This window comes from Sphingomonas sp. SORGH_AS_0950, assembly GCF_030818415.1.
In the GTDB taxonomy this organism is placed as follows: domain Bacteria; phylum Pseudomonadota; class Alphaproteobacteria; order Sphingomonadales; family Sphingomonadaceae; genus Sphingomonas.
Genome location: NZ_JAUTAE010000001.1, coordinates 1,586,700 through 1,612,310, shown reverse-complemented (window position 1 = coordinate 1,612,310; position 25,611 = coordinate 1,586,700). Strand labels below are relative to the sequence as shown.

Annotated in this window: 22 protein-coding genes; 11 read left to right on the top strand and 11 right to left on the bottom strand. The window is 67.7% G+C overall.

Annotated elements, in window-relative coordinates; translation table 11 throughout:
* Positions 1-5 precede the first annotated feature (5 nt).
* Positions 6-293 carry a Rossmann fold domain-containing protein gene (locus QE385_RS06900; RefSeq protein WP_307100343.1) on the top strand — a complete coding sequence of 96 codons (288 nt, stop codon included), beginning with the start codon at positions 6-8 and terminating at the stop codon, positions 291-293.
* Here the strand turns inward: QE385_RS06900 and QE385_RS06895 are convergent.
* Positions 269-1,162 (bottom strand): hypothetical protein, encoded by an 894-nt coding sequence (locus QE385_RS06895; RefSeq protein WP_307100341.1) that lies wholly within the window; start codon positions 1,160-1,162, stop codon positions 269-271. The genes QE385_RS06900 and QE385_RS06895 overlap by 25 nt on opposite strands.
* A 214-nt stretch (positions 1,163-1,376) precedes the next feature.
* On the opposite strand from QE385_RS06895, the gene QE385_RS06890 reads away from it, so the two are divergent.
* The 7 genes from QE385_RS06890 (at position 1,377) to QE385_RS06860 (ending at position 7,147) form a co-directional block, all read left to right on the top strand.
* Positions 1,377-2,057: an energy transducer TonB gene (locus tag QE385_RS06890; protein WP_307100339.1), complete on the top strand. Its 681-nt coding sequence runs from the start codon at positions 1,377-1,379 to the stop codon at positions 2,055-2,057.
* Between the two features lie 51 nt (positions 2,058-2,108).
* Positions 2,109-2,900 (top strand): MotA/TolQ/ExbB proton channel family protein, encoded by a 792-nt coding sequence (locus QE385_RS06885; RefSeq protein WP_307100337.1) that lies wholly within the window; start codon positions 2,109-2,111, stop codon positions 2,898-2,900.
* A 102-nt stretch (positions 2,901-3,002) separates the two neighbouring features.
* A complete protein-coding gene (locus QE385_RS06880; protein ID WP_307100335.1) occupies positions 3,003-3,476 on the top strand; it encodes a biopolymer transporter ExbD in 474 nt (157 codons plus the stop codon).
* Between the two features lie 34 nt (positions 3,477-3,510).
* On the top strand, positions 3,511-3,936 hold the full coding sequence (locus QE385_RS06875) for a biopolymer transporter ExbD (RefSeq protein WP_307100333.1): 426 nt from the start codon (positions 3,511-3,513) through the stop codon (positions 3,934-3,936).
* Positions 3,937-4,291: 355 nt separating this feature from the next.
* The gene (locus QE385_RS06870; RefSeq protein ID WP_307100331.1) at positions 4,292-4,642 is read left to right on the top strand and encodes a tetratricopeptide repeat protein; all 351 of its coding nucleotides are present in this window, start codon (positions 4,292-4,294) and stop codon (positions 4,640-4,642) included.
* Between the two features lie 874 nt (positions 4,643-5,516).
* A complete protein-coding gene (locus QE385_RS06865; protein ID WP_307100329.1) occupies positions 5,517-6,143 on the top strand; it encodes an SOS response-associated peptidase family protein in 627 nt (208 codons plus the stop codon).
* A gap of 2 nt (positions 6,144-6,145) precedes the next feature.
* Complete coding sequence (locus tag QE385_RS06860; RefSeq protein WP_307100326.1) at positions 6,146-7,147, top strand: MBL fold metallo-hydrolase; 1,002 nt, start codon at positions 6,146-6,148, stop codon at positions 7,145-7,147.
* A gap of 43 nt (positions 7,148-7,190) precedes the next feature.
* On the opposite strand, the gene QE385_RS06855 is transcribed toward QE385_RS06860, so the two are convergent.
* Positions 7,191-7,742, bottom strand: a complete 552-nt coding sequence (locus QE385_RS06855) for a phosphoribosyltransferase (RefSeq protein WP_307100324.1) — start codon at positions 7,740-7,742, stop codon at positions 7,191-7,193.
* A 99-nt stretch (positions 7,743-7,841) separates the two neighbouring features.
* Positions 7,842-8,855, bottom strand: coding sequence for an adenosine deaminase (locus tag QE385_RS06850; protein ID WP_307100322.1), 1,014 nt, complete (start codon positions 8,853-8,855; stop codon positions 7,842-7,844).
* A gap of 278 nt (positions 8,856-9,133) precedes the next feature.
* Here QE385_RS06850 and QE385_RS06845 point away from each other — a divergent pair, with 278 nt between their 5' ends.
* Complete coding sequence (locus tag QE385_RS06845) at positions 9,134-10,498, top strand: nucleobase:cation symporter-2 family protein (protein ID WP_307100321.1); 1,365 nt, start codon at positions 9,134-9,136, stop codon at positions 10,496-10,498.
* 26 nt (positions 10,499-10,524) lie between these two features.
* On the opposite strand, the gene QE385_RS06840 is transcribed toward QE385_RS06845, so the two are convergent.
* Entirely contained in the window at positions 10,525-11,628 is a 1,104-nt protein-coding gene (locus QE385_RS06840; RefSeq protein ID WP_307100317.1) for a purine nucleoside permease, read from the bottom strand.
* A gap of 59 nt (positions 11,629-11,687) precedes the next feature.
* Entirely contained in the window at positions 11,688-14,174 is a 2,487-nt protein-coding gene (locus QE385_RS06835; RefSeq protein WP_307100315.1) for a TonB-dependent siderophore receptor, read from the bottom strand.
* 237 nt (positions 14,175-14,411) lie between these two features.
* On the opposite strand from QE385_RS06835, the gene QE385_RS06830 reads away from it, so the two are divergent.
* A complete protein-coding gene (locus QE385_RS06830) occupies positions 14,412-15,332 on the top strand; it encodes a LysR family transcriptional regulator (protein ID WP_307100313.1) in 921 nt (306 codons plus the stop codon).
* Here QE385_RS06830 and QE385_RS06825 read toward each other — a convergent pair.
* The 6 genes from QE385_RS06825 to QE385_RS06800 are packed head-to-tail and all read right to left on the bottom strand — an operon-like array spanning position 15,314 to position 23,752.
* A complete protein-coding gene (locus QE385_RS06825; protein WP_307100310.1) occupies positions 15,314-16,465 on the bottom strand; it encodes a nucleoside hydrolase in 1,152 nt (383 codons plus the stop codon). The genes QE385_RS06830 and QE385_RS06825 overlap by 19 nt on opposite strands.
* The gene (gene guaD / locus QE385_RS06820) at positions 16,438-17,727 is read right to left on the bottom strand and encodes a guanine deaminase (RefSeq protein ID WP_307100308.1); all 1,290 of its coding nucleotides are present in this window, start codon (positions 17,725-17,727) and stop codon (positions 16,438-16,440) included. The genes QE385_RS06825 and guaD overlap by 28 nt, the downstream gene beginning before the upstream one ends.
* A 2-nt stretch (positions 17,728-17,729) precedes the next feature.
* Complete coding sequence (gene xdhC, locus QE385_RS06815; RefSeq protein WP_307100305.1) at positions 17,730-18,665, bottom strand: xanthine dehydrogenase accessory protein XdhC; 936 nt, start codon at positions 18,663-18,665, stop codon at positions 17,730-17,732.
* Between the two features lie 11 nt (positions 18,666-18,676).
* Positions 18,677-20,989, bottom strand: a complete 2,313-nt coding sequence (gene xdhB, locus QE385_RS06810) for a xanthine dehydrogenase molybdopterin binding subunit (protein WP_307100303.1) — start codon at positions 20,987-20,989, stop codon at positions 18,677-18,679.
* Positions 20,989-22,392 (bottom strand): xanthine dehydrogenase small subunit, encoded by a 1,404-nt coding sequence (xdhA, locus tag QE385_RS06805; RefSeq protein ID WP_307100301.1) that lies wholly within the window; start codon positions 22,390-22,392, stop codon positions 20,989-20,991. Before xdhA ends, xdhB begins: the two co-directional genes overlap by 1 nt.
* Positions 22,393-22,396: 4 nt before the next feature.
* A complete protein-coding gene (locus tag QE385_RS06800; protein WP_307100299.1) occupies positions 22,397-23,752 on the bottom strand; it encodes an NCS2 family permease in 1,356 nt (451 codons plus the stop codon).
* Positions 23,753-23,960: 208 nt separating this feature from the next.
* Here QE385_RS06800 and QE385_RS06795 point away from each other — a divergent pair, with 208 nt between their 5' ends.
* A complete protein-coding gene (locus QE385_RS06795; RefSeq protein ID WP_307100295.1) occupies positions 23,961-25,508 on the top strand; it encodes an adenosine deaminase in 1,548 nt (515 codons plus the stop codon).
* Positions 25,509-25,611: the final 103 nt, after the last annotated feature.

The following is a 25,611-nucleotide window of genomic DNA, read 5'->3' as shown; positions in this document are numbered from 1 at the left end:
GGGGCATGGCCGCGCGGCGAATCGACGTGGCGCCGGGGGAGGATGTCGCGGCGCTCGTTGCGGCGAATCCCGGCTGCGACCTGATCCTGGTGCTGCGCCCCGGTCGCGATTCCGTGGCGCAGGCGATGGCGGAGGCGGCGATCGGGCCGCTCGCGGTCGCCGCCGCTCCCGATGCGCGGGTCAACGCCGTGATCTGCCGCGATACCGCGTCCGATCAGGCGGTCGCGGCGGCGGTCGCCTATCTGGCCGCCGCGCACGCCGTCACGGGTCAGTTGCTGACGCTGGGCAGCTGACGCTCGCGGACGCAGGGGCCGAGCTTCTGGATGACGAAGCGATAATCCTCCTGCGCCGCCTGGGCATCCTGCGGCGAGAGCGAGGCGGTGCTGCGATCGGGCAGCGATTCGGGCAGCGCGCAGGCCAGCCGGTACCAGAGCAGCGTATCGCGCGCGGGCGGCGCCGCCGATTCGTCGACGATCTCGCTCAGCGCCACGGCATAGCGGCGTTCCTCGCCCGGCCGTCGCAGAACCGACAATGAGACCGGGCGATTATTGGCGGTGGTGAGGAAGATCTGCGTCTCGCCCTCGCCGGGCAGGCTGCCCGCCACGTAAAAGGCATTGCCGACGCCGGTGATGACCGGCGGCGCGTCCGGCGACAGCGCATCGCGCGCGATGGTCCGGCTGCGCTGCTCGGTATCGGGCGTCCAGGGCAGCTGCGCATCGGGCGCGACCAGCTGGAGCTGGTCGGGGGCATTGGGCACCCGCCGTGCATAGATCAGCACGCGCATCTTCTTCAGCCGCGGCGCGCGGCCCCGCGCATCCGTCGCTGCGTCGTAGAGATAGCCGACGCGCGCCGGCAGGCCGCCCGATCCGCGGATCAGCGTGCCGACATCGGCCTCGACATAGAAACGCTGCCGGCCGGGGGCGACGCCGGCGGCCTCGGGCCCCTTGATCGCGGCCGCCGAGCGGATCGTCACGTCGGCGATCACCGGGGCGGACAGGACCAGGTCGGCGAGGTCGGCATAGCCGGGGCCTGTTTGCGCTACCATCGGATCGCCCGCGCGCACCGACGGCGCGGTCGCCACTTGCGCCCCGACCGGGCCTGCAAACGATAGCATCGCGACTGCGATGGTGGTAGCATGGAGGGCGTGGGAGAGGGGTTTCATCGCTTCGCGCTACTCCTTCGTGTATTAACGGTACAGAAATAATTTTGTCATGGCGTGCTTGTACGTTTATTACGTCCGACAAACTGATTGCACCGCGCCAGCCGTGACGATAGGGTCCGAGGCTCTGCCGCATGCGTGAGCGCATGGCAGGAGTTTCCCACGTCCCCACGCTACGGCGAGGCGAAACTGGCAGACTGAGGAGTTTCGTTGCTGAATGGCCTATACTGACCAGAAGATGTCCGGGGGCAAGGTGGTCGCGATCGTTATCGTCGTGCTCATCCATGCTGCCCTGGGCTACGCCTTCGTCACGGGACTGGCATACCAGTACGTGAAGAAGGCGACCGAAAAGCTCGACACGTTCAACGTGGAGGAGCCGCCGCCCCCGCCACCGCCGGATGAACCGCCGCCCCCGCCGCCGGAGCAGCCCAACCTGCCTCCGCCGCCGACCACGGTGGTGACGCCGCCGCCGATCGTCAACGTGCCCTCGCCGGCGCCGACGATCTCGACGACGAGCATCATCCCGCTCAGCCAGCCGACCGCACCGCCGGCTCCGCCTGCGCCGCCGGCTCCGCCCGCGCCGCCGCCTGCGCCGACGGTCTCGAAGGCTGCCGGTCTGCGCGGTAACCCGGGCCAGTATTTCGGTCCCGACGCCTATCCGCCCTCGGCCCAGCGCGAAGGCGCGGAAGGCCGCGTGTCGGCCAAGCTGTCGATCGGCACCGATGGGCGCGTCACCGACTGCACGATCCTGTCGGGCAGCGGCAACCGGGCCCTTGACGATGCCACCTGCCGCATCTCCAAGGCGCGCGTGCGTTTCACGCCCGCCCAGGACGCGGCCGGCAACCCCGTCGCATCGTCGTACACGCTTAACATCCGTTGGCAGCTGCCACAGGAATAACGGCTAAAAGCCGATCACACCCAACGCTTTAGTCAGAGGACCTAACCAATCATGCTCACCACCATCCTCGCCGCGGGCGGCGCTGCGGCCGGTGCCGAAAATCCGTACGGCCTCGGCCAGGCTCTGAAAGAGGGCGGCCTCATCTCGCAGTCGGTGTTCACCATCCTCTGCCTGATGTCGATCGTGTCGTTCTACATCCTGTTCTCGAAGCTGTTCGAGCAGCAGAAGATCATCAACCAGGCGAAGCGCGTTCGTCAGGGCTTCTGGTCGTCGAACTCGCTGCGCGAAGGTTCGGCCAAGCTCGAGAAGAACTCGGCCTACAAGCAGATCGTCGACGACGGTCTGGCCGCGCAGGACCAGCATTCGAAGCTGACCGATCCGGTCGAAGCGCATGACTGGCTGCACGGCTCGCTGGCGCGTTCGGAAGCCGCGATCAACTCGAAGCTGGGCGGCGGTCTCGCCTTCCTGGCGACCGTCGGTGCGACCGCGCCGTTCATCGGTCTGTTCGGTACGGTTATCGGCATCTACCGCGCGCTCATCAAGATCGGCTCGTCGGGCCAGGCGTCGATCGACGCGGTCGCCGGTCCGGTCGGTGAAGCGCTCATCATGACCGCGCTGGGTCTCGTCGTCGCCGTTCCGGCGGTGCTCGCCTTCAACTGGCTGCAGCGTCGTAACAAGGGCATCGCGGAAGACCTGTCGTCGTTCTCGAACGACGTGCTGGGCTTCCTGGCCTCGAACGGTGCGGTTCGTCCGGCCGTTGCCGGTGCCAAGCCGACCGCCGTCAAGGCGACCCCGGCGACGACCACGGCCGGTCAGGCCGGTGGCGTTCAGACGCGCGCCTGAGCCTAAGGGGGCGGGGACCGGCCGTTCGCGGCACGGCCCCGCCACCCCCCGTCGACCCGGCTCCGGGACGGCGAAAGAATGCATGGATAGGATAGCTCTCTCATGGCGATGAGCGTTGGCGGGGACTCCGCCGAGAAACCGATGTCGGAGATCAACACGACGCCCCTCGTGGACGTCATGCTGGTTCTCCTCATCATCTTCCTGATCGCGGTTCCGGTCGTGATTCAGACCGTTCCGCTCAAGCTGCCGAGCGTCCGCTTCGATCCGACGACGACGAAGCCGGAAAACGTCTCGCTTTCGGTGACCAGCGAAAATGGTCAGTGCAAGGTGTATTGGGGCCTCAGCCCCGTGACCTCGACCGAGCTGCGCGACAAGGCGGTTCAGAAGCTGAAGGCCGAGATCGAGCGGCTCGGGCCGAACATCACGCCCGATCAGCTGCCCGAGGCGCATATTCGCGGCGACGTGAATACGCCGTATCGGTGCATTGGCGGCACCATCTACACGATGCAGCAGGCCGGTTTCGCCCGTGTCGGCTTCATCTCCGAGCCGCCCCCCGGCGGCAACCCCCGCGCCTGATCGGCCGGGCGGACAGAATAGGAGTTAGCACGCCATGGCAATGAGCGCCGGATCCGATGATGGCGAGCCGATGATGGACATGAACACGACGCCGTTGATCGACGTCATGCTCGTGCTCCTCATCATGTTCATCATCACCATCCCGATCCAGACTCACGCGGTGAAGGTCGACCTGCCGGTCAACTCGAAGAACAACACGCCCGTCGTGAACAGCGAGAAGAACAAGGTCGGCATCGACGCCGCCGGTACGGTGACCTGGAACGGCACGCCGGTCGACGAGGTGACGCTGCGTCAGTATCTCGACCAGACGGCCGCCATGAACCCCGAGCCGGAACTGCACTTCCAGCCGGCCCCCGACGCCAAATATGTCAAGGTCGACGAGATCCTGGCAGTCATCAAGCGTTCGGCGGTCAGCAAGCTCGGCTTCATCGGCAACGAGCAGTATCGCAACGACTTCTGATCGACGCGATTCCGTTCGTGACGGACCAGGGCGGCCTCTTCGGAGGCCGCCTTTTTTATGCCTGGGGGACAGGGGGTGAGAGGCAGGGCGTGAGCGCGGCCGATTGCGGAGGGCGTCGCGCTGGTGCCGGAGATCGGCAGGGCAACGGGCCCCATGATCACGCTGGGCTATCCTGCGGTGATCGGCCTTAGGCGAAGGCGGCCATCACCTGTTGTCTTCCGGAAGAATTTCCCCCGACACGTCGGAAATCCGGTTTTGCCCAGCTGTCGGCAACGCCTTCGGCCCTTGCGGGGGTTTCACAAAAATGGCAACATGCCGTCATAAAAGTGAAACATGGAGAAGGGCGATGCGTGGCATGTCTTTGGCTCTGATCGTCGCGGCGGCGGGTATGGCAGCCCCGGCCATCGCCCAGGATCGCTGGCCGCAACGGACGGGCTATCACGAGATCGCAGCCGGGAAGCTGGTAGCAGCGGAGCGGACCCTGCTCCAGGAGCGACGCACCAGCCCCGACAGTCCGGAACTGATGCTCAACCTCGCCGCGGTCTATGCCCAAACCGGACGCGCGTCCGAGGCGCGATCGCTGTATGCGGCGGTCCTGCAGGAAAAGCCGATTGCCATGGACATGCCTTCGGGCGCGGTGATTTCCTCGCACCGCGTCGCGGAGACGGGCCTTCGCCAACTGAACCGGACATTCGCTTCGCGCTGAGGCGAGAAGGGGTAGGTCGGGTTCGAATCTGCCTTAGTGTCGCGCGCCGGGTGAGACGATCGCGGGAAGTTCAAGGGCCATGCCTGAACCCGGCCGTCGACCTCACTCGGCCGAACGGGGCGGGGCAGCATCTCCGATAGTGGGGTTTGACGCGCTCTGTCGCCCCGCGCCTGGATTCCTATCCAACGACGATGTGTAGGGCCGATCGCCATTCAGTGATGCCTTTCCGTCCCCCGCCCCTCGCAGAGGGGAGAGGGTTGCGCAGACTTGGCCTTTGCGAGAGCAAAGGCTTAGTCGGAGCTGGGTGAGGGGTGGGCGCTCGCGAAGCGAGCGCGCGAGCCTTTGGGCTCGCTCGACCCCTCACCCAAGCTGCGCTAGCCAGCAGGCTGGCAAGCTTCGCTAACCCTCTCCCCTGTCCAGGGGAGAGGGAAGAAGGGGCGATCCTAAATGTCGATCGGCCTAAGCATTGGTGGATAGGCGGCGTCCGCCATCATCCTTGCGAATTGCGCCGTTATGCCGCCCTTGGCGGGGTTGCTCCGCCAGAGTCGGCCCGCTGCCTAAGGACACATATCACCTCGGCAGAGGCCGGGGTCCAGTCAGGCGATGATCGGGGCAACTCACAATCCCAATGGGATCGCCGCTCTCGCTGAATGGTCCTGATGGAGTTTCGCCGGGGATTACCGGCAGCGAAGTAACAGGCCGATGGCCTGACGGAGAATGTCCCAGCCAATAAACCGTAGCCGGGGCTCGCGATCCGGTCTTGCGACAGGGGAGCGCGTTATGCGTCGCCATAGGGCTCGCGTTCGCGCGCAACGGAGGGTGGTCGGCGCGGAAGAGGCTTGTCTGCTGCCACCGACCGTGATCGAACAGCGGAATGTGCAATCTTTACAGCATCAAGGTGGATCCCCGAACCTATTTCGACGCGCTGGGCGCGGCGGAGGACGCGGCCAATGGGCTGGCGGTGGAGAAGGATTACGCCGTTCCCGGCAAGCCCGCTTATGTCGTCCGTCTGGAGAAGGGCCAGCGGGTGCTGAGCACGATGCGCTGGGGTTTCCCGACCCGCAAGCCGCGCAAGCGGCCCGCGCGCGAGGGGGAGTTGCCCTTTCTCTACGACTGGTGGACCAATGCCCGCAACATGCAGAGCGGCATGTGGAAGCCCTGGATGGCGAAGGCCGAACATCGCTGCCTCGTGCCCTTCACCCGCTTCTCCGAACCCAAGGCTGCTGCCGATCGCCAGGGGCCGGGCGACATCCATTGGTGGTTCACGGTCGAGGATCAGGCGGTGCCGTGCTTCGCCGGGCTGTGGAAGGTCGACCGGGATCATGACCGGGTCTATGCCTTTTGCACGACCGAGCCCAGTCCACTGGTCGCGCCCCGGCATCCCAAGGCGATGCCGGTCATCCTGTCGGCCGAAGATCAGGAGCGCTGGCTGACCGCGCCGGTCGAGGAGGCGCTGGCCATGCTGACCGCCTATCCCTCGCAATTGATGCGCGTCGCCTGACCATGGCCCGCAACCGCTATTATGACGGTCCGCCGAGCGACCATTTCGATGGCACGCGCTTCTTCAATCCGGGGCAGGCCAGCACCGATCGGGGGCTACGTGCGGTCCTGCGCTGGAAGCTGGCGGGGGCTGCCGCCAAATGGCCGGTGACGGTGCCGGTCACGCCGGCGATGCCACGGCCGCGCGTCGATGGCCTGTCCGTCACCATGGTCGGCCATGCCGCGTTGCTGATCCAGGCGGCGGGGATGAACATCCTCACCGATCCGGTCTGGTCCGAGCGTGCCAGCCCCTTCCGTCGCGTGGGGCCCAAGCGTGTCACCGCGCCGGGTATCCCGTTCGAGGCCCTCCCGCCGATTGATGTCGTGCTGCTGAGCCATGCCCATTACGACCATCTCGACATCGCGACGCTGCGTCGCCTTCACGCCGTGTATGATCCGCTGATGGCGATGCCGCTGGGCAATGATGCGGTCGTCCGCGCCGGGGTGCCGGGCGCGCGGTGCGTGACCGGCGACTGGTGGGATCGGATCGACCTCGGCAACGGCGTCGCGACGACGCTGACGCCCGCCAACCACTGGTCCAATCGCTGGCCGAGCGACACGCGGATGACATTGTGGAGCGGCCATTATCTGGAGACGCGCGCGGGCACGATCTGGTTCGTGGGCGACACCGGCTATGGCGACGGGGCCATCTTCCGCCAGGTGGGCGAGCGGCTGGGACCGCCCGACGTCGCCCTCATCCCGATCGGCGCCTATGAGCCGCGATGGTTCATGGCCGCGCAGCATGTCGACCCGGCCGACGCGGTGCGGATCTTCACCGATGTCGACGCGGGGCGGGCGCTCGGCATCCATTGGGGCACGTTCCAGCTCACCGACGAAGCCCGCGATGCGCCGGCCGAGGAACTGGCGGCGGCCCTCGACGCCGCAGGCATCCCGCGCGATCGCTTCGTCGCGGCCGAGCCGGGCGGCGTCTACCATTTCGGCCGGACCCCGGTGACATCGCGCTGAACCAACATGAGCCCCTTCCCCGGAGGGGAGGGGCAATCTCGCGTCAGCGCAGGATGATGTCGGCGCCGTGCTTGTGCTCGCGAATCTCCGCCTCGGTCAGCCCGTTGATCTCGTGCGGGAAGATCAGCCAGTCATTGGTCTGGTGGACGAAGAAATCGGGCTTCAGGTCGGTGACGTTGCGCGAGGGTTTGTAATAGACGGTCGCGACCTTCACCTCGTCCGGAATGTTGTTCCGGCACCGCTCCTTCAGTTCCTTCAGGACCGCACGGATCGAACGCCCCGAATCGAACACGTCGTCGATCAGCAGCAGTCGATCCTCGGGGTTGAGCACATCGACCAGATAGCCGAGGCCATAGATGCGGACCTGCGGATCCTGCTGGTCGATTCCCGTGTAGGAGGTGGTGCGGATCGCGATGTGATCGCTCTGGACGCCGCGATATTCGAGCAGTTCCTGGACGGCGATGCCCACCGGCGCGCCGCCGCGCCAGATGCCGACGATATGGGTCGGGCGAAATCCGGAATCGAACACCAGATTGGCCAGGCGGAACGAGTCCTCGAGCAGGCGATCGGCGGACAGATAGACTTTGGTGACCACGAAACTTCCATCATCCTTGTTGGGCCGACCGGGTCTATTCCTGCCCGAAGCCGGCGCTCGTCTTCTACCCCCTGGCGTCGCCAGGGCAACCGTCGCCGCTTATCCGGAACGCTGCGCGAAAGTGTCGAGCCGCGCGAGATGCGCCGCGATCGCGGCATCGTCCAGAAACGATCCGAGGAAGCTGTTGCGCGCCAGCGTCACCAGATCGGCGCGGGACAGGTTCCGGGCCCGGGCGACCGCCTTGTAATTGTCGCCGACATAGCCGCCGAAATAGGCGGGATCGTCCGAATTGATCGTCGCCCGCAGTCCCAGGCGCAGCATCCGGTCGATGGGATGATCCGCCATGTCCTTGACCACGCACAGCTTGTGATTGGACAGCGGGCAGACGGTCAGCGTCATCGCCTCCCGCGCGAGGCGGGCGGTCAATAGCGGGTCCTCCAGCGCGCGATTGCCATGGTCGAGCCGGTCGATCCCGAGCAGATCGAGCGCTTCATGGACATAGGCGGGCGGCCCTTCCTCCCCGGCATGCGCCACGCGCTTGAGGCCCGCATCCCCGGCGGCGGCGAATACGCGGGCGAATTTGGACGGCGGATGGCCGACCTCGGATGAATCGAGCCCGACGCCATCGATGCGGTCGAGCCATTTTCCGGCCTGGTCGAATGTCGCGAAGGCGGCGTCCTCGTCCAGATGGCGCAGGAAGCACAGGATCAGCTTCGACGTCAGGCCATGGCGTTCCTTCGCCGCGGCCATCCCGGCCAGCAGCCCCTCCATCACCACGTCGAACGGGATGCCGCGATCGGTATGCGTCTGCGGATCGAAGAAGATTTCGGCATGGACCACGCCATCGGCCGCCGCCCGTTCGAAATAGGCGACCGCCAGATCGTGAAAATCCTCCGCCGTCCGCAGCACGTCGGCGCCCGCATAATAGATGTCGAGGAAATCCTGCAGATTGGAAAAGGCATAGGCCGCCCGAACCTCCTCCACCGAGCGGAACGGGATGGAAACCCGGTTGCGGCGGGCGAGGTCGAACATCAGCTCGGGTTCGAGGCTGCCCTCGATATGCAGATGCAGCTCGGCCTTGGGCAGCGCGGTGATGAAGTCGTCGTCGGTCATGCGGGCAGGCTCCATCGGCCGGAATTGGCGGGCGCGGGCGTCATCATGCGCAATCGTGCACACAGGCGATAGCCCGGACGCGCGATTTCCGACGCCGTTCGCGAAGGAACGGCATGGCGGGCCGGGAGCGATGCCTTTTCTCGATCGCTCCGTTCCAGAATCGGCGCTGGTGGCGTCCGCTTCGATATCGATACGATGACCGTCATCACCTCATGGACAGACGGAGATCCAAGCCCATGCAATCGGCGACACGGAAGTTGCCCCTGGCAGGCCAGGACATGTCCGATCCGTCCGTCGCGCCCGCGATCGACCGGGCCGGGGACGGCGTCGACGCGGTGCTGCCCGCGCGGCGGCTGGTTCCGCTGGCCTGTCAGCATGTGCTGGTCATGTATGCCGGGGCGGTGGCGGTGCCGCTGGTCGTCGGCCGCGCGCTGGACCTGCCCCCTGCGGAGTTGGGCATGCTGATCAGCGCCGATCTGGTCGCCTGCGGGTTCGCCACGCTGATCCAGACGCTGGGCCTGCCGCTGGTCGGTATCCGCCTGCCGATCGTGATGGGCGTGACCTTCGCCTCGATCAGCCCGATGCTGGCGATGATCGCCACCGGCAAGGCCGATGGCACGCCGCCCGCCATGGTCTTGCAGGGCATTTACGGCGCGGTGATCGTCGCCGGGCTGTTCGGTTTCCTGATCGCGCCGTTCGTCGGCCGGGTGTCGCGGCTGTTCCCGCCCGCCGTGACCGGAACGGTGATCCTGTCGATCGGGCTCAGCCTGATGCGGGTCGGCATCAACTGGACGGCGGGCGGGCAGCCGACCGATCCCGGATATGGCGCACCGGCGCATCTGCTGCTGGCGCTGCTGACGCTGGCCATCGTGCTCTGCCTGATGCGCTTCGGTCGCGGTCTGTTGCGAAGCGGCGCGGTGCTGGCGGGGACGGTGGTCGGTACGATCATCGCGGGCGCGACCGGCCAGGTCGATCTGACCCAGGTTCGCGAGGCGCCGTGGTTCGCGCTGGTACGCCCCTTCCAGTTCGGCTTGCCGACCTTCGACCTGCCCGCGTCGATCGCGATGTGCCTGGTCATGATGACGGTGATGATCGAATCCTTCGGCATGTTCATGGCGGCGGGGCAGATGGTCGGTCGGCCGATCGACCGGCGCCAGATGGTGCGGGGCCTGCGCGGCGATGCGGCCGGTACGCTGCTGGGCGGCATCTTCAACACCTTTCCCTATACCTCCTTCGCGCAGAATATCGGCTTGCTGAGCATCACCGGCGTCCGTTCGCGCTTCGTATGCGCGGGGGCGGGGGTGATCCTGTTGACGCTGGGCGTCTGTCCGAAGCTGGCGGCGCTGGTCGCGGCGGTGCCCTTGCCGGTGCTGGGCGGGGCGGCGCTGGTCATGTTCGGGATGATCGCGGCGACGGGCATCCGCATCCTGGGATCGGTCGAGCTGACCTTCGAGCGGCTGGTGACGATCGCGGTGTCGATCGCCGTCGGGCTGATCCCGGTCCTGTCCGACCGCTTCTTCCAGGCGATGCCGACCGCGCTCGCCCCGCTGCTGCATTCGGGGATCGTGCTGGCATCGATCAGCGCGGTCGGGCTGAACGCCTTTTTCGGCAACCGGACGAGTGGCGACGACGCGGTGGCCTGACCACGCCGTGCCGGGGCGGCGGCGCATCAGCGCGGCGGGGTCGCGGCGTAGCGATCCCAGTGGGACAGCAATTCCTCCACCACCCGGTTGCCGACCCGGTAGAGGCTTTCGACCGACGCGTTCAGCCCGGCATAGCCCTCATTCTCTCGCAGCAGATAGTCGGCGGCGGTCACCCCCGGCGGCGGCATGGTGTAGTTGCTGCCCGCGCGCAGCACGAGGACGCGGTCCTTGTCGACCCGGCCGATCTTCGAGAGATAGGCGATCGCCTGGAGCGTGCCGGTTTCCTCCATCGCGCTGGTGACGAAATTGCCCTTGCCCTGCGTGAAGTACCGGGTGTGATCATTGGCCCAGCGATTGAGCAGCGCGCCGTGCCAGAAGGTCATCGCCGAAAACTGGTCGCCGATCAGGACGAAGGGCGGCTTTCGCGCATTGGGATGGTCGGTATAGCGGGCGCGTTCGCGCGCGATCCCCGGATCATCGGGCAGCGGCACGTCGCGCGTCAGCCGATAGGCCCATTCGGTCAGGCCGGGGTTCAGCGCGAACACCTCTCCGCCATCGGGCCGGGGCGGGGCGGGATCGTTGGGGCCCTTGCGGTCGATCGGGAAATAGCCGGTCTTCCAGTCGGCGGGTATCTCGCGCGCGTCGATCTCATGCGCCAGATCGCCGTCGACGCTGTAGCGTGCCCAGGCCGCCGAGCCGATCGAGGCGTCCTCGGGGTCGATCCCGGCTATCCCGGCGACCAGCCAATAGGCGCGTGACAGGTCGAGCCGCGTGTCGAGGCCCAGCGCGGTGATCGCGGCAGCGGAGCGGACCGAGCCGACGCCGGTGACGACCCCCAATATCTGCGTGTCTGGGTTGTAATAGAGGTCGTGATAGCCGTGCGGGAAGGGGATGCGCTGGCGCAGATCGCGCCGCGTCTTCCACAGCTGGAACTCGCCCGCGACATCGCCTTCGTCCTTGCCGATCTCGAACATGGTGACGACGACCATCCGCACCGGCAGGGGGCGGGGGCAGGGGGCGGCGATGGCGCAAAGCGACGGCGGTGGGGCGGGTTGCGGGGCAGGTTGTGGGGCGGGTTGCGCGGCGGGGGCCATGGCGGCGAGCAGCAGCCCGGTGACGAGAGGGTTCATGATCGATACTCCGGCGGGACGGGGACGCGAACGGGCGGCTCGCATCCCCGTGCGCCCATTCAGAATTTATAGACGGCGGAGGCCAGGAAGCTGCGCGGACGCTCGGGCAGGACGATGGTGCTGCCGAACAATTCGGTGAAGTTGGCGCGGAAATAGCGCGCATTGGTCGCGTTCTTGACGACCAGGCGGAACAGCCAGGGGCCGGTCTGATACGAGGTCGACAGATCGACCAGCGTATAGCCGGGCAGCCGCACCGCCTGCGACTGGCCGGAAAAGACCGAGTCGACCTTCACCACGCTGCCGCTGACCGACAGGCCGTTGTCGAAGCCATAGGTCGCGGTGGCGGAATAGAGGTTGGCGGGAATGCCCGCGCGCCGCGCCTGATTGCGGTTGGTGATCGGCACCAGACCGATCGGCTGGCCGCCCAGATAGAGCGTCGGGTTGGTGACGTTGACCAGATCCTCAATGCCGAAGAAGCTGAAGAGCGAACCCGCTTGCAGGCCGGTGAGGTTGACGACCTCGGTATGGGTATAGGCGCCGGTCACCAGCAGGTGGCGATCGACCGCCCAGCGGGCTTCGGCCTCGACCCCCTTGGTCTCGACCGCCTGGTTGACGGTGATCGACTGGATGTTGAAGTCGGTCCGGTTCTGTTTGTAGACCGAGAGCGCCGCATAGAGCCGCTCGTTCAGCCAGCTTCCCTTGATGCCGCCTTCGTACAGGCGGGAGGTCGACATGAAGCCCGATGCCACCGCCTCGGGCAGCACCTCGGCGCCCTGGCCGACAACGATCGTCGCCTGCTGCGACGCGGTCGCATAGGGGATCAGTCCGAAGGGCAGCTTGTACGACGCGCTGGCGGTCCACGACCAGCCATCGTCGCTGCCCTTGGCCGAAACGCGGGTCGGCACCCGGTCCATGACGGTCGGATCATAGCGCGACGCGGCGTCCACCTTATCGTACCGCCCGCCCAGCAGCAGATCGAGCCCGAAGTCGAAATCCAGATCGACCAGCGCGGCCAGGCCAAAGTCGGTGGTGTGGCCGAAGACCCGGTCGGTATAGCCGCAATTGCACTCGTTCGCGAGCAGGCGGTTCGACGCGGGCGTATAGCTTTGCGTCAGGTCGACACGGTGGAAATATTCGTAATCGAAATCATCGCCATAATCGAAATTGACATAGCGTACCGACGGCGAAAACTGGCCGGAGAATTTGCCGATGTCCGTCTTGATCGACTTGGCGATGACGATCTTGTCCTCGATAACATAGGATTTGACGCGCTGCGAGAAGCCGTAATCATTGTTGTTGATATTCTGGGTATGGTCGAAGAAGATCTGGTTCTTGACGGTCAGGTCGCTCGGCCCATCGAAGGTGATGTCGTAATAGAGCGTGGTCTGCTTGTTCTCCAGCTTGTCGTTCGGCCCGGTCAGCACGTTGCGGCGGCTGAGCGTCGTCGTGCCGGTGTTGACCAGGTTCAGCTGCGGATAGGTCTGGGTGAAACAGGCATTGGTGAAGCCGGTGGCGAAGGGGCTGGGCGTGCTGTTGGGGCAGGTGTAATTGCCGAAGATCGACAGGCCGCCGGGGATGGATGCGTTGATCTCGCCCTGGGAGATCTGGCCGTCGCCATTGGTGTCGAGCGGCTTGGCGGTGCCGGTGATATAGGTGCCGTTATCGACCAGCTTCTGCGTCAGGCGGTTCCAGCCGCCATTCTGCTGGCCCTTGAAGTTCTGATACTGGCCGCCGAACTCGATCTTGATCCGGTCGGTCAGCTGATGGTCGAACGCGCCCTGCAGGATCGTCTGCCGGGTCGACATGTTGCGGTAATAGCTGCCCGAATCCTCGACCTCAGCATAGAGGCTATAGCCCAGATCGGCGCCCGCCAGGTGCAGCGGCCCGCGCACCTCGGCGCGCAGATTGTTCCGGTCCCAGCTGCCGCCCGTATAGCTCACCTCGCCGGTCGGACCGCTCAGCAGCGCGCCGCCCGCGACCCGCGCCGATTTGGGCACGAAGTTCAGATAGCCGCCCGTCTTGGACGGGCCATAGATGGGCGAGGCGGGGCCGCGCACGATGTCGATCCGGTCGGCCGCCGCGATCGGCGTCGGATAATTGCCCGCATTGTCGAGGCGACGGACGCCGCGAAAATAGGTCTCGCCCGGCGTGCCGCGAATGTCGAGCGCGCCGCCCACTCCGAAAAAGGAGTTGGTGAAGGTGCCGGGCGACTGCGCGACCAGATCATAGATGTCGGTGATGCCGAACCGCTCGATCTGTTCGTCGCTGATCGTCGAGGCGGAGCGCGGCGTTTCGACCAGCGTCTTGTCGAACCCGAAAACCGAGCCGACATCCTTGACCGGCAGCGCGTCGAGCGATCCGGTGACGACGATCTCCGCTCCGTCCTGCGCGGCGGGCTGGGGCGGGGTGGCCGTCGTCGCCTGCTGGGCGAGGGCGGGCGTGGTCATCGCGGTCCCGCACAGCAGCGACAGGAGCAGAGCGATCCCGGTGCGGCGCCCCCGCCCGGGCGCGCGCGAAATGGTCGATAGCGAGCAAGCAAGCGTCATCAGTGTCAGCCCCCCATGTGACGCCCGGCCCATTCCCCTGGACCGGTCCGTCGCTGTTTGTCCCTGATCTCTCCCCCGTGATCGCGGCGGCGTCTGGCCATCGTCGTCACGCCGGTCCGTATTGCGCGGCAATCGCACGGTGGCCGCGTCATGATACCGAACCGGCAGTTGACCTACGGGCCGGGATCGTTGCATTCAAACGCAATGATGACGACGATCCGTTGCATAAATTAGAGCATGCCCGCCCTATCGCGCTTCATCCGATATTTCATGGCGGTCGGGCGGCTGGGCTCGATCCGGCGCGCCGCCGATGAGCTGGCGGTGTCGGCCTCGGCGATCGACCGGCAGATCCTGAATGCCGAGGCGCGGCTGGGGGTGCAGCTGTTCGAACGGCTGTCCACCGGCCTGCGGCTGACGGCGGCGGGCGAGGTGATGATGGCGGCGGGCGGACGCTGGCAGAAGCAGCTCGGGGACACGCTGGCCCAGATCGAGGATTTGCGCGGGCTGAAGCGCGGCCATGTCGACATCGCGGTCATCGACGCGCTGTCCAAGGGCTATATGCCCGCCGCGATCCATGCGATCCAGCAAAGCCATCCCGGCATCACCATGGGGGTGCATGTGCTGGGCAACGAGCAGGTGCGGCGCGCGATCGCCGCCAATGACGTCGATTTCGGCATCCTGTTCGACCCGCAATCCTATCAGGATCTGACGGTCCGCGCCTTTGTCGACGTGGTGCTGGGCATCGTCTCGCCGCCGGGGCATCGGCTGGCGGGGCAGCCGGAGATTCGCTTTTCCGATTGCGACGGCGAATCGGTGATCCTCCCGGCCGCGCCGCTGGCCGTGCACCAGCAGGTCGCGGTGCTGGAGGCGACGTCGGGCGTCACGCTCAACCGCCGGGTGACGTCGGACAATATCCAGATGATCGCCTCGCTGATCGAGCAGGGCGACAGCGTCGGCATCCTGACCTCGCTGGACGTATCGACCGAGGTGCGCAACGGATCGCTGGCGTTCACGCGCATCGCGGACAAGGTGCTGCGCCCGATGACGCTGGCCCTGTGCACCGCGACCGCGCGCACGCCCTCCTATGCCGCCGCGATGGTGCTGCGCGAGATCGAGGCGGGCTTCACCCAGTTCGCCTATCAGCCCCCGGCGGCCTGAGGCCGGGTCGGACGGGCCAGCAGCCGCAGCATCAGCGCCTCCAGCCGGGCGGGATCGATGGCGCGGATCACCTCCGCGCGCTGTTCGCCGATCCCCGGCTGATAGCCAGGGCTCCACGACAGCATATCGCCGTAACCCGGCCCGAACTGCGTATCGTAATCGACAAAGGCGGTGTCGCGCGTGGTGACGATCTTGGGCTCGAGCCAGATCGCAGCGGCGATCTCGTCCCACATCGGAAAGCCCGGTTCGAGCGACCCGATCCAGCCTGCCATGGCGGGCGACGACACCGCGCGCAGCCGCGCGATCAGCGCGGGCGTCAGCTCGGTCGCGGTGGACGGGTCGGCGGGGACGATGGTGATGTGCCGCCACGGGCTGCGCGACACGATGCTCGCCGCCTCGGGATCGAAGCGCGCATTGAACTCGCGGCGCGGCGAATGGACGAATTCGCGCGCAAACTGGCTGGCCGACACGCCGTCCCTTACCTGACGGGGATTGAGGCTGCCGCCCATATAGACCAGCTCCTTGGCCAGACCCGCAAAGGCGGGGTCGAGCCGCTGCGCCAGCGCCAGATTGGTCAGCGGCCCCATCGCGATGATCGTCACCTGTCCGGGATGCTCGTGCACCATGCGCAGCAGGAAATTGGCGGCGATCTCGGGCGAGGGGCGGGTGGTCGGATTGCCGCCGGGCAGGGCGACCGGATCGTCGGCGCGGTGATAGGGCGGGGTGCTCTGTTTCGTCGGCTCGACCCATTGGCGCATCCAGGCGCCCTTCCAGGTCAGCTTGCCGTACAGCGCCTCCCAGCGTTCGGTCAGCACCTCCGAATTGACCAGCGGATAGGTCGCACCCTGTGCGACGGGCACGCTCCGCCCCATCCGCTCGACGCCCTTGAGCGCCAGGGCGGTGGCGCGGTTGACCCAGACATTGCCGGTCACGGTGGTGATGCCCAGCACCTCGACATCGGGCGCGTCGAGCAGCATGACATGGCCGAGCCCGAAGCCTTCGTCATCGATGACGACCAGGCGGCGGTTCTCCTGCGCCTGCGCGGGCATCGTCGCCGCGAGCAGCGCCATCACACATCCAAGAAGCTGCAACCCCAGCTTGCGCATCAGCCCGTCCCCCGATCCCAGGCGCATTCGCCCATCACATAGGTACGCCGCACGGCGCGGTCGTCGCCCAGCACCTGCATCGCGAACAGCCGCGCGGCCAGGTCCGCGCCGGCGGTCCGCCGCGCGAGCAGCGGCGTGGCGGCTTCGTCCAGCACGACGAAATCGGCCTCCTGTCCGGGCAGCAGCGCCCCGACCCGGTCGCCGATGTTGAGCAGCGCCGCGCTGCCCGCCGTCGCCAGATAGAGCGCCCGAAACGGATCGAGCCGCAACTCGCGCGCGAGCGCCGCCTGATAGGCGACCCCGGCGGTGTGGAGCATCGAGAAGGACGTGCCCGCGCCGATATCGCTGCCCAGGCCCAGCCGCAGCCGGTGCGTGTCGGCTTGCCCGAAATCGAAGAAGCCGGACCCCAGGAAGAGATTGGAGGTCGGGCAGACCGCGATCCCCGCCCCGGCTTCCGCGATCCGCGCGCAGCTCCGGTCGGTCAGGTGGATGCCATGCGCGAACACCGATCGCGGACCGACCAGCCCGAACCGATCATAGACGTGGAGATAGTCGTGCGCGTGCGGGAAACGCTCCGCGACGGCGGCGCATTCGTGGCGGTTCTCGGCCAGATGGGTGTGCAGCAGCACATCGGGGTTCGCCTCGAGCAGCGCGGCGGCCTGCACGAGCTGTTCGTCGGACGAGGTCAGGACGAAACGCGGAGTCACCGCATAGCCCAGCCGTCCACGCCCGCGCCATCGCTTGATCAGCGCCTCGCTATCGGCGCGGGCGGTCTCGGGCGTGTCGCGCAGGCCGTCTGGGCCCAGGTCCATCAGCACCTTGCCCGACAGGATCCGCATCCGCCGGTCGAGCGCCGCCTGGAACAGCGCGTCGACCGATCCGGGGTGGACGGTCGGGAAGACCAGCGCGCTGGTCGTGCCGTGGCGGAGCAGCTCGCTCAGGAAGGCATCGGCGACGGCGGCGGCATGGGCCCGGTCGGCAAAGGCTTTTTCGGCCGGGAAGATATGGCGTTCCAGCCAGTCGAGCAGCTGTTCGCCATGCGAGGCGATGCGGTCCATCTGCGGATAATGGACATGCGCGTCGACAAAGCCGGGGACGACGATGCCGGGCAGCCGCTCGACGGCGACGCCCTCGAACTGCGGCGCCAGCGTCGCATAATCGCCGCGCGCCACGACCAGTCCGTCCTCGACCGCGAGCAGCCCATCGGGCTCATGCCGGATCGCGGTCGGATCGTCGCGGGGATCGGCACCGATCGACAGCAATTCGGCGCGGAAAAGGCGTAGGGTCATGGTCACTCGGCAATGGCGGGGTGGGGGGCGGGCTCGCGGCCCAGCGCGAGAAGCTGGGCCAGGACCGACAGCGCGATCACGTCGGGTTCCTTGCCGGTGATCGCCGCCAGCCCGATCGGGCAGGTCAGCCGGGCGCGGGCCTCGTCCGGCACATCGTCGCGGGTCAGCCGGGCGAGGAAGCGGGCGCGCTTGGTCGCCGATCCGATCAGCCCGACAAAGGCCAGCGGCGGGCGCGTCAAGGCGGCGCGAGTCAGCCGGTAATCGAGCCCATGGTCATGGGTCAGGATCAGCACCGCCGCCTCGGCGGGCGCGTCGGCCAGACAGGCGGGCAGGCGATCCTCGTCGACGATCGTCACGCCCTTCAACTCCTGCATCGTCGCGCGGCTGTCGAACCAGGCGAGCCGCAGCGGCAGGCCGATCGCCTGACGCGCGATGGCCTGGCCGACATGGCCTGCACCGAACAGATAGAGCGGCCGATGCCACTGGCCGAGCCGTTCGGCCCAGCATGCGCCCGCGCCGGGGCGTTCGCCGCGCGCGGACAGGGCGACGATTGCCGCCGCCGGATCGATGGTGCGCGTGATGCCCGACGGGTGCAGCAGGGTGGTCAGCGTCGCGCCGATGGTCGCCGTTTCGATCCAGCCCAGCGCATCGGGGTCGATCCGCTCGATCAACAGCCGGACGCGCCCGCCGCAGCATTGGCCGAGCAGGGGCCCGAGCGGATAATCCTGTATCCGCCAGGTGCCGGGTGGGTGGGCCAGGATCGCGCGGGCCTGTTCGATCGCCTGATGCTCCAGCGCGCCGCCGCCGATCGTGTCGAAAGCGGCGGCGTCCGTCACCACCATCCGGGTGCCCGCTCCGCGCGGGGCGGACCCCTCGGTCGCCAGCACCGTAACCAGCGCGATCCGCTCGCCGGGCGTGGCGTCGCGCAGCCTGGTCATCCACAGCGCGTTCATGCGCGGTGGGCGGCGATCGCGCGCAGGATCGCCTCGGGCGTGGCGGGCGCGTTCAGCGGCGGAAAGCCGCGCCGTTCGGGCGCGGTTGCGGCCACCGCCTCGCCCAGCGCGGACAGCACGCACTGGGCCAGCATGAACGGCGGCTCGCCGACCGCCTTCGAGCGGTTGATCGTCGGCTCGACATTCTCCCCGTCCCACAGCGCGACCCGGAAACGGTGCGGGCGGTCGGCGGCGGTCGGGATCTTGTAGGTGGCGGGCGAATGGGTCAGCAACCGGCCATCCTCGGCAAAGACCAGTTCCTCGGTGGTCAGCCAGCCCTGGCCCTGGAGGAACCCGCCCTCGATCTGGCCGAGGTCGATCGCCGGATTGAGCGACCGGCCGACATCGTGGAGGATATCGACCGCCAGGACGCGGTGTTCGCCGGTCAGCGTGTCCACCACCACCTCCGCGCATGCCGCGCCATAGGCGAAATAGTAAAAGGGGCGCCCGCGATGCGCCGCACGGTCATAGGCGATGTCCGGGGTCGCATAGAATCCGGTCGAGGACAGCGACACCCGCGCCAGATGCGCCTTGCGGCACAGCGTGTCGAAAGGGATCGTCTCCGCCCCCGCGACCACCCCGGCCGGGGTGAAGCGCACCGCCTCCACCGCGCAGCCGCCGATCGACGCCGCCACGCCCGCCAGCCGCTCGCGGATGGTGCACGCCGCCTCGAACGCCGCCATGCCGTTCAGATCGGCCCCCGACGAAGCGGCGGTGGCGGAGGTGTTGGGAACCTTGTCGGTGCGCGTCGCGGTGATGCGCACCTTTGTCACCGGCACGGCGAAGACGTCGGCCACGACCTGCGCGACCTTGATGTACAGGCCCTGGCCCATTTCGGTGCCGCCATGGTTCAGCTGGATGCTGCCATCGGCATAGACATGCACCAGCGCGCCCGCCTGGTTGAGATGGGTGGTGGTGAAGCTGATCCCGAACTTCACGGGGGTCAGCGCGATGCCCTTCTTCAGTACCGTGTGGCGGGCGTTGAACTCGCGGATAGCGGCGCGGCGCGCGTCATAGTCGCTGTCGTCGCGCAACCGGGCGATCAGCGCGGGCGCGGTATTGTCGGCGATCGTCATGCCATAGGGCGTCACGTCGCGCTCCGGCCCGTAGAGATTGGCGATGCGCACCTCGAGCGGATCGCGGCCGAGTGCGGCGGCAACCACATCGATCACCCGCTCGATCGCCAGCATCCCCTGCGGCCCGCCAAAGCCGCGAAAGGCGGTGGCGGAGACGGTATGGGTCTTCAGCCGTTCGGAGACGATCTCGATCGCGGGCAGCCAATAGCAATTGTCCGCATGGAACATCGCACGGTCGTTGATCGCGGGCGACAGGTCGACCGTCGCCCCGCACCGCGACGCCAGCCGCAGCACCAGTCCGACGATCCGGCCCTCGTCGTCGAAACCGACATCATAGCCGACCTCGAAATCATGGCGCTTGCCGGTCAGCACCATGTCGTCGTCGCGGTCGCAGCAGAATTTGGCGGGGCGACCCGTCTTGGCGGCGACCAGAGCGGCGGCGGCGGCGAAGGGGGCCGCCTGCGTCTCCTTGCCGCCGAACGCACCGCCCATGCGACGCACCTCGACCGTGACGTCCGCCGACGTCACGCCCAGCAGGTCGGCGACCAGATGCTGGACCTCGCTGGGATGCTGGGTCGAGCTGGTGATATGGATCTGCCCGTCCTCGCCGGGACGCGCGAGCGCGACCTGCCCCTCCAGATAGAAATGGTCCTGCCCGCCCATCGCGAACCCGCCGGACCGGCGATGCGGCGCGGTGTCGAGCGCGGCGGCGGCATCGCCCCGCGCCATGCGCTGGGTCGGCTCGATCAGCGAGGCGGCGGCGCGGGCGTCCGTGATCGACAGCAGCGCGGGGCGGGGAGCATAGTCGATCCTCCCCAGCCGCGCCGCCCGCCGCGCCGCACCCCGGCTGGTCGCCGCGACGAGGAAGACCGGCTGGCCGCGATACAGGACTTCCCCGTCCGCGAGCAGCCGGTCGTCATGCGCGACCGGGCTGACGTCATTATGCCCCGGAATGTCGGCTGCGGTGAAGACCGCCACCACCCCCGGTGCGGCGCGCACCGCCGACAGGTCGAGCGCGACGATTGCGGCATGCGTCTCGCCCGACTGGCCGAAGGCGAGGTGGAGCAGATCAGCGGGTTCGGGCTCGTCATCGACATAGCGCGCCGCGCCGGTGACATGCAGGACCGCGCTGTCATGCGGCAGCGAGGGTTTCAGGATCGGCTCGGCGGCGGGGGTGGTAACGGGATCGGCCATCAGACCGCCTCCCGGACCGAAACCGGCTCGCCCTGTTCGCGGTGCCACAGCCGCCACAGCAGATTGCCCGCCGCTTCGTGACGATAGGCCGCGCTGCCGCGCACATCGGTCAGCGGCGCGAAATCCTCGCGCAGCGCGGCGACGGCGCGGGCGATCGTCGCTTGCGAAAAGGATGCGCCGGTCAGCGCCGCTTCGCACGCCGGGGCACGGCGTGGCGTCGCCGCCATTCCGCCGAACGCGACCCGCGCCTCGGCGATGACGCCGTCGCGCAGCGTCAGCGCGAAGGCGCCGCACACCGCGGATATGTCGCTGTCGAAGCGGCGCGACAGCTTGGCGATATGGATGATCGCATCGGGGGCGGGGCGGGGGATATGGATGTGCTCGATAAACTCGCCGGGCGCCCGGTCCTGGCGGCCATAGCCGAGGAAATAATCCTCAAGCGCCAGGGTCCGCCGCTGGTCCCCGCGACGCAGCGTCAGCGACGCGCCCAGCGCGATCAGCGCGGGCGGTCCGTCGCCGATGGGCGAGCCATTGGCGATGTTGCCGCCGATCGTGCCCGCATTGCGCACCTGCAACCCGCCGATCCGCCGCACCAACTCGCCCAGATCGGGATGCAGCCGCCCGAGCGCGTCATGCGCTTCGGCATAACGCACCGCCGCGCCCAGCGTGACCCCGGCGGCGTCCTCCAGGATGGTGCGCAGCTCGGACACGTCGCCGATGAAGACCGGCGTGTCGATGTCGCGGAGTCCCTTCGTCACCCACAACCCGACATCGGTGGCCCCGGCGATCAGCCGCGCATCGGGATGGTCGAGCAGCAGCGCGGCAAGGTCGTCGGCCGATCGCGGTGCGAACCAATTTGCTTCTGTCGGCTCTGAGGCCGTCCGAAGGTCGCGCAGCGTCGCGGCCAGTCGTGCATCGTCGCGGTCGATCCGGGGCGCGTCCTCGGCGGCGGCGAGGATCGGGCCATAGCCGGTGCACCGGCACAGATTCCCGGCGATCACATCGGCGACCGGCAGCGCGTGCCCCGCCGCGCCCACCGCGCGGCCGTAAAGCGACATGACGAAGCCCGGCGTGCAGAAGCCGCATTGCGAACTGCCGTTGCGCGCCATGCACGACTGGAGCGGGGTCAGCGTCTCGCCGCGCGACAGGCTTTCGACGGTCAGCACGGCCTTGCCGTCGATCATCGGCAGGAACAGGATGCAGGCATTGACCGCGCGCCACGCGATGCCCTCTCCGTCCGGCTCGCCGACCAGCACCGTGCAGGCACCGCAATCCCCCTCGGCGCAACCCTCCTTGGTGCCGGTGCGGCGCAGGCGATAGCGGAGATGGTCGAGCAGCGTGGCGGTCGGCTCGGCGTCGGCGACCTCCACCACCGCATCGTCGAGAAGGAAGCGGATCGTCATCGCCTCACGCCGCTCCCATCCAGACGAAGCGCGCGACGAACAGGGCGGCGAGCAGGAACAGGAACCAGTCGGCCCGCGTCGCCTGTCCGCGTGCCGCCTTCAATATGGCATGCGCGGTGATGCCGAAGGCCAGGCCATTGGCGATCGAGAAGGTCAGCGGGATCATCGCGACGGTCAGGAAAGCCGGGATCGCCGCCAGCGGATCGTCCCATTTCACCTCGGCCAGCGGCAACAGCATCAGCCCGCCGACGACGATCAGCGCGGGCGCGGTGGCGGCCAGCGGTACCAGCTGCGCATAGGGCGCGACGAACATCATCAGCAGGAACAACAGGCCGGTGACGATGGCGGTCAGCCCGGTGCGCCCGCCCGCCTGCACCCCCGCCGCGCTCTCGACATAGCTGGTGACAGTGCTGGTGCCCGCCATCGCGCCGACCATGGTCGCCACCGCATCGGTCAGGAGGATGCGGTTCAGGCCGGGAATACGACCCGCCGCGTCGATCAGCCCGGCGCGTTTGGTCACCGCGACCAGCGTGCCGATATTGTCGAACAGGTCGACGAACAGGAACACGAACAATATCTCGAACAGGCCCAGCCCGTGCCGCCCGCCCGCCCCGAACACGCCGGGCAGGTCGATGCGGAACGCGGTCTCGGTCAGCATGGTCAGGCTATAGGGTTCGGGCTTCACCGTGACCTGGCCGGTCATCCAGGCGACGGCGGTGGTGACGACGATCCCGATCAGCATCGCGCCGCGCACGTTCCATATGCTCAGCATCGCGATCAGCAACAGCCCCAGCAGCGCGAGCGCCGCGCCCGGCTGGGTCAACGGGCCCAGCGTCACCAGCGTCGCGGGGCTGGCGACGACGATCCCGGCATTCCTCAGCCCGATGAAACCGATGAACAGCCCGATCCCGCCCGCCACCGCCGCGAACAGATGCGACGGAATGACCGAGACGATCAGCTGTCGCACCCCGGTCAGCGTCAGGATCAGGAAGCAGACGCCCGAGATCAGCACGCACCCCAACGCGACCGGCCAGGGGATGCCCATCTGCTGGACGACGGTGAAACTGAAATAGGCGTTCAGGCCCATGCCCGGCGCCAGTGCCAGCGGCACATTGGCGACCATCCCCATCAGGATCGAGGCGAAGGCGGCGGCGAAGCAGGTGGCGGCGGCGACCGCCGCGACCGGCATCCCGGCCTGTCCCAGGATCGCGGGGTTCACCAGCACGATATAGGCCATGGTCAGGAACGTGGTGGTTCCCGCCAGCACCTCCGTCCGCAGCGAAGTGCCGCGCTCGCGCAACAGGAAACGGCGTTCCAGCGCGGTCGATGCCGGTTCTTCCGTCGCTGCCCTATCTGTCATTGCGTCCCCCGAAATCCGCCTCACGGGCGTCATGCCATTCACTGCCCGACCGATCTACATCAATGAACGGGATAGATCGTTGCAAAAATGAGCGCACCCTTTGGTGCGCCCCGCGCGCGGTTTAAGGCAACGCGACGTGCCGGATATTGCGATGGGCGGAGCGGAATCCGCCCCCTAGACAGGCGGGCATCATCAAGGGGGATAGCGAATGAACGCCCGTTGCAATGACGGTCGCAGGGGCAGGCGCGGGCGCGCGGTTGCGACCTGCGCGATGCTGGTGCTGGCGGCGGCGATGCTCGGCGGGGCGGCCGCGCCGACATCGCCGGAGGCGCGGACCGCCGCCTATCTGGACCGTATCGCGGACAGCCCGCCACGGCTGCGCATGTTCCTTCAGACCATGCCCAAGGGCGGCGACCTGCACAATCACGCGGGCGGTGCGGTCTATGCCGAGGATATGCTGCAATGGGCGGCGGCGGAGGGACTGTGCCTGTCGACCGATCCCGTCGGCGTGGCGCCCGCACCCTGCGACGCGCCCGGCCGGGTCGCGGCGGCCGATCTGGTCCGCAACTATCCGCGCTACGCCGCCTTTGTCGACGCCTTCTCCACGCGTGGCTTCGAAGCGGGGACCGGCGATCCGCGCATATCCGGCTATGACCGCTTCTTCGCGACCTTCGGTGCCTTCTGGCCGATCGCCGCACGGCATGGCGGCAAGGTGCTCGCCCTGGCGCGCCAGCAGGCCGCCGCCGATGGCGTGTCCTATGCCGAGTTGAGCACCGGTTCGGCCGCGACGCAGCCCTTGCTGGCGAAGGTCGGGGAAGGCGATGTGGGCGATCTGGCCGCGCTCTATGCCAGGATCGCGCCCGAACTGCCCCGCGCGGTGCAGGCGACGCGGGCGGAATATGACGCCTATGAGGCGGAGATGGCATCGATCGACGGTTGCGCCACGGCCAACCCGAAGCCCGCCTGCGCCACGGAAATCCGGTATCAATATGCCGCCATCCGCACCCGGCCACCGGTGCAGGTCTTCGCCGAACTCGCGCTGGGATTTGCGCTGGCGCAGGGCGATCCGCGTTTCGTGGCGGTCAATATCGTCGCGCCCGAACATGATCCGGTCGCGCTGCGCGACTATGCGCTGCACATGCGGATGCTGCGCTTCCTGAAGGCGCGCTATCCCGCCGTCCCGCTGTCGCTGCACGCGGGCGAACTGACCTTGGGGCTGGTCCCCCCGCGCGAGCTGGCCTTTCATATTCGGGACGCGGTGGAGGTCGCGGGGGCGCGCCGGATCGGCCATGGTGTCGACATTGCCTATGAAACCGATGCCCGCGCCCTGCTCGCCCGCATGGCGCGCGACCGGGTGGCGGTGGAGATCAACCTGACCAGCAACGCGGTGATCCTGGGCGTGAAGGGGCGCGACCATCCGCTGTCGCTCTATCGCCAGGCGGGCGTGCCGGTGGTCCTGTCGACCGACGACGAGGGCGTCTCGCGCAGCGACATGACCAACGAATATCTGCGCGGAGTGACCGAACAGAAGCTGCGCTACCCCGACCTCAAGCAGATGGCGCGCGATTCGCTGCACTATTCCTTCCTGCCGGGGGGCAGCCTGTGGCGCGACCGCGCGGGCGGGGCGCGTGTCGCGGCCTGCGATCGCCTCGATACACCCGCATGCCGCGCCTTTACCGCGACCCATGCCAAGGCGCGGCTGGAGGCACGGCTCGAACGCGATTTCGACAGGTTCGAGCGGCAGAGCTTCGACTGACCAGCCCAAAGGGTGAGCGAAAAATGCGCGCGCTTGGGGCGGAATATTGCGCTTCTGCCGCCCTATTTGTCGACGCTAACACAGCCCTCGAAAGCGGGCGGCG

What these genes read in the sequence shown, in the direction of transcription:
- QE385_RS06900 (WP_307100343.1), top strand. Translation starts at nt 6, where the DNA reads ATGGCCGCGCGGCGAATCGACGTGGCGCCGGGGGAGGATGTCGCGGCG.
- QE385_RS06895 (WP_307100341.1), bottom strand. Translation starts at nt 1,162, where the DNA reads ATGAAACCCCTCTCCCACGCCCTCCATGCTACCACCATCGCAGTCGCG.
- QE385_RS06890 (WP_307100339.1), top strand. Translation starts at nt 1,377, where the DNA reads ATGGCCTATACTGACCAGAAGATGTCCGGGGGCAAGGTGGTCGCGATC.
- QE385_RS06885 (WP_307100337.1), top strand. Translation starts at nt 2,109, where the DNA reads ATGCTCACCACCATCCTCGCCGCGGGCGGCGCTGCGGCCGGTGCCGAA.
- QE385_RS06880 (WP_307100335.1), top strand. Translation starts at nt 3,003, where the DNA reads ATGGCGATGAGCGTTGGCGGGGACTCCGCCGAGAAACCGATGTCGGAG.
- QE385_RS06875 (WP_307100333.1), top strand. Translation starts at nt 3,511, where the DNA reads ATGGCAATGAGCGCCGGATCCGATGATGGCGAGCCGATGATGGACATG.
- QE385_RS06870 (WP_307100331.1), top strand. Translation starts at nt 4,292, where the DNA reads ATGTCTTTGGCTCTGATCGTCGCGGCGGCGGGTATGGCAGCCCCGGCC.
- QE385_RS06865 (WP_307100329.1), top strand. Translation starts at nt 5,517, where the DNA reads ATGTGCAATCTTTACAGCATCAAGGTGGATCCCCGAACCTATTTCGAC.
- QE385_RS06860 (WP_307100326.1), top strand. Translation starts at nt 6,146, where the DNA reads ATGGCCCGCAACCGCTATTATGACGGTCCGCCGAGCGACCATTTCGAT.
- QE385_RS06850 (WP_307100322.1), bottom strand. Translation starts at nt 8,855, where the DNA reads ATGACCGACGACGACTTCATCACCGCGCTGCCCAAGGCCGAGCTGCAT.
- QE385_RS06845 (WP_307100321.1), top strand. Translation starts at nt 9,134, where the DNA reads ATGTCCGATCCGTCCGTCGCGCCCGCGATCGACCGGGCCGGGGACGGC.
- QE385_RS06840 (WP_307100317.1), bottom strand. Translation starts at nt 11,628, where the DNA reads ATGAACCCTCTCGTCACCGGGCTGCTGCTCGCCGCCATGGCCCCCGCC.
- QE385_RS06835 (WP_307100315.1), bottom strand. Translation starts at nt 14,174, where the DNA reads ATGACGCTTGCTTGCTCGCTATCGACCATTTCGCGCGCGCCCGGGCGG.
- QE385_RS06830 (WP_307100313.1), top strand. Translation starts at nt 14,412, where the DNA reads ATGCCCGCCCTATCGCGCTTCATCCGATATTTCATGGCGGTCGGGCGG.
- QE385_RS06825 (WP_307100310.1), bottom strand. Translation starts at nt 16,465, where the DNA reads ATGCGCCTGGGATCGGGGGACGGGCTGATGCGCAAGCTGGGGTTGCAG.
- guaD (WP_307100308.1), bottom strand. Translation starts at nt 17,727, where the DNA reads ATGACCCTACGCCTTTTCCGCGCCGAATTGCTGTCGATCGGTGCCGAT.
- xdhC (WP_307100305.1), bottom strand. Translation starts at nt 18,665, where the DNA reads ATGACCAGGCTGCGCGACGCCACGCCCGGCGAGCGGATCGCGCTGGTT.
- xdhB (WP_307100303.1), bottom strand. Translation starts at nt 20,989, where the DNA reads ATGGCCGATCCCGTTACCACCCCCGCCGCCGAGCCGATCCTGAAACCC.
- xdhA (WP_307100301.1), bottom strand. Translation starts at nt 22,392, where the DNA reads ATGACGATCCGCTTCCTTCTCGACGATGCGGTGGTGGAGGTCGCCGAC.
- QE385_RS06800 (WP_307100299.1), bottom strand. Translation starts at nt 23,752, where the DNA reads ATGACAGATAGGGCAGCGACGGAAGAACCGGCATCGACCGCGCTGGAA.
- QE385_RS06795 (WP_307100295.1), top strand. Translation starts at nt 23,961, where the DNA reads ATGAACGCCCGTTGCAATGACGGTCGCAGGGGCAGGCGCGGGCGCGCG.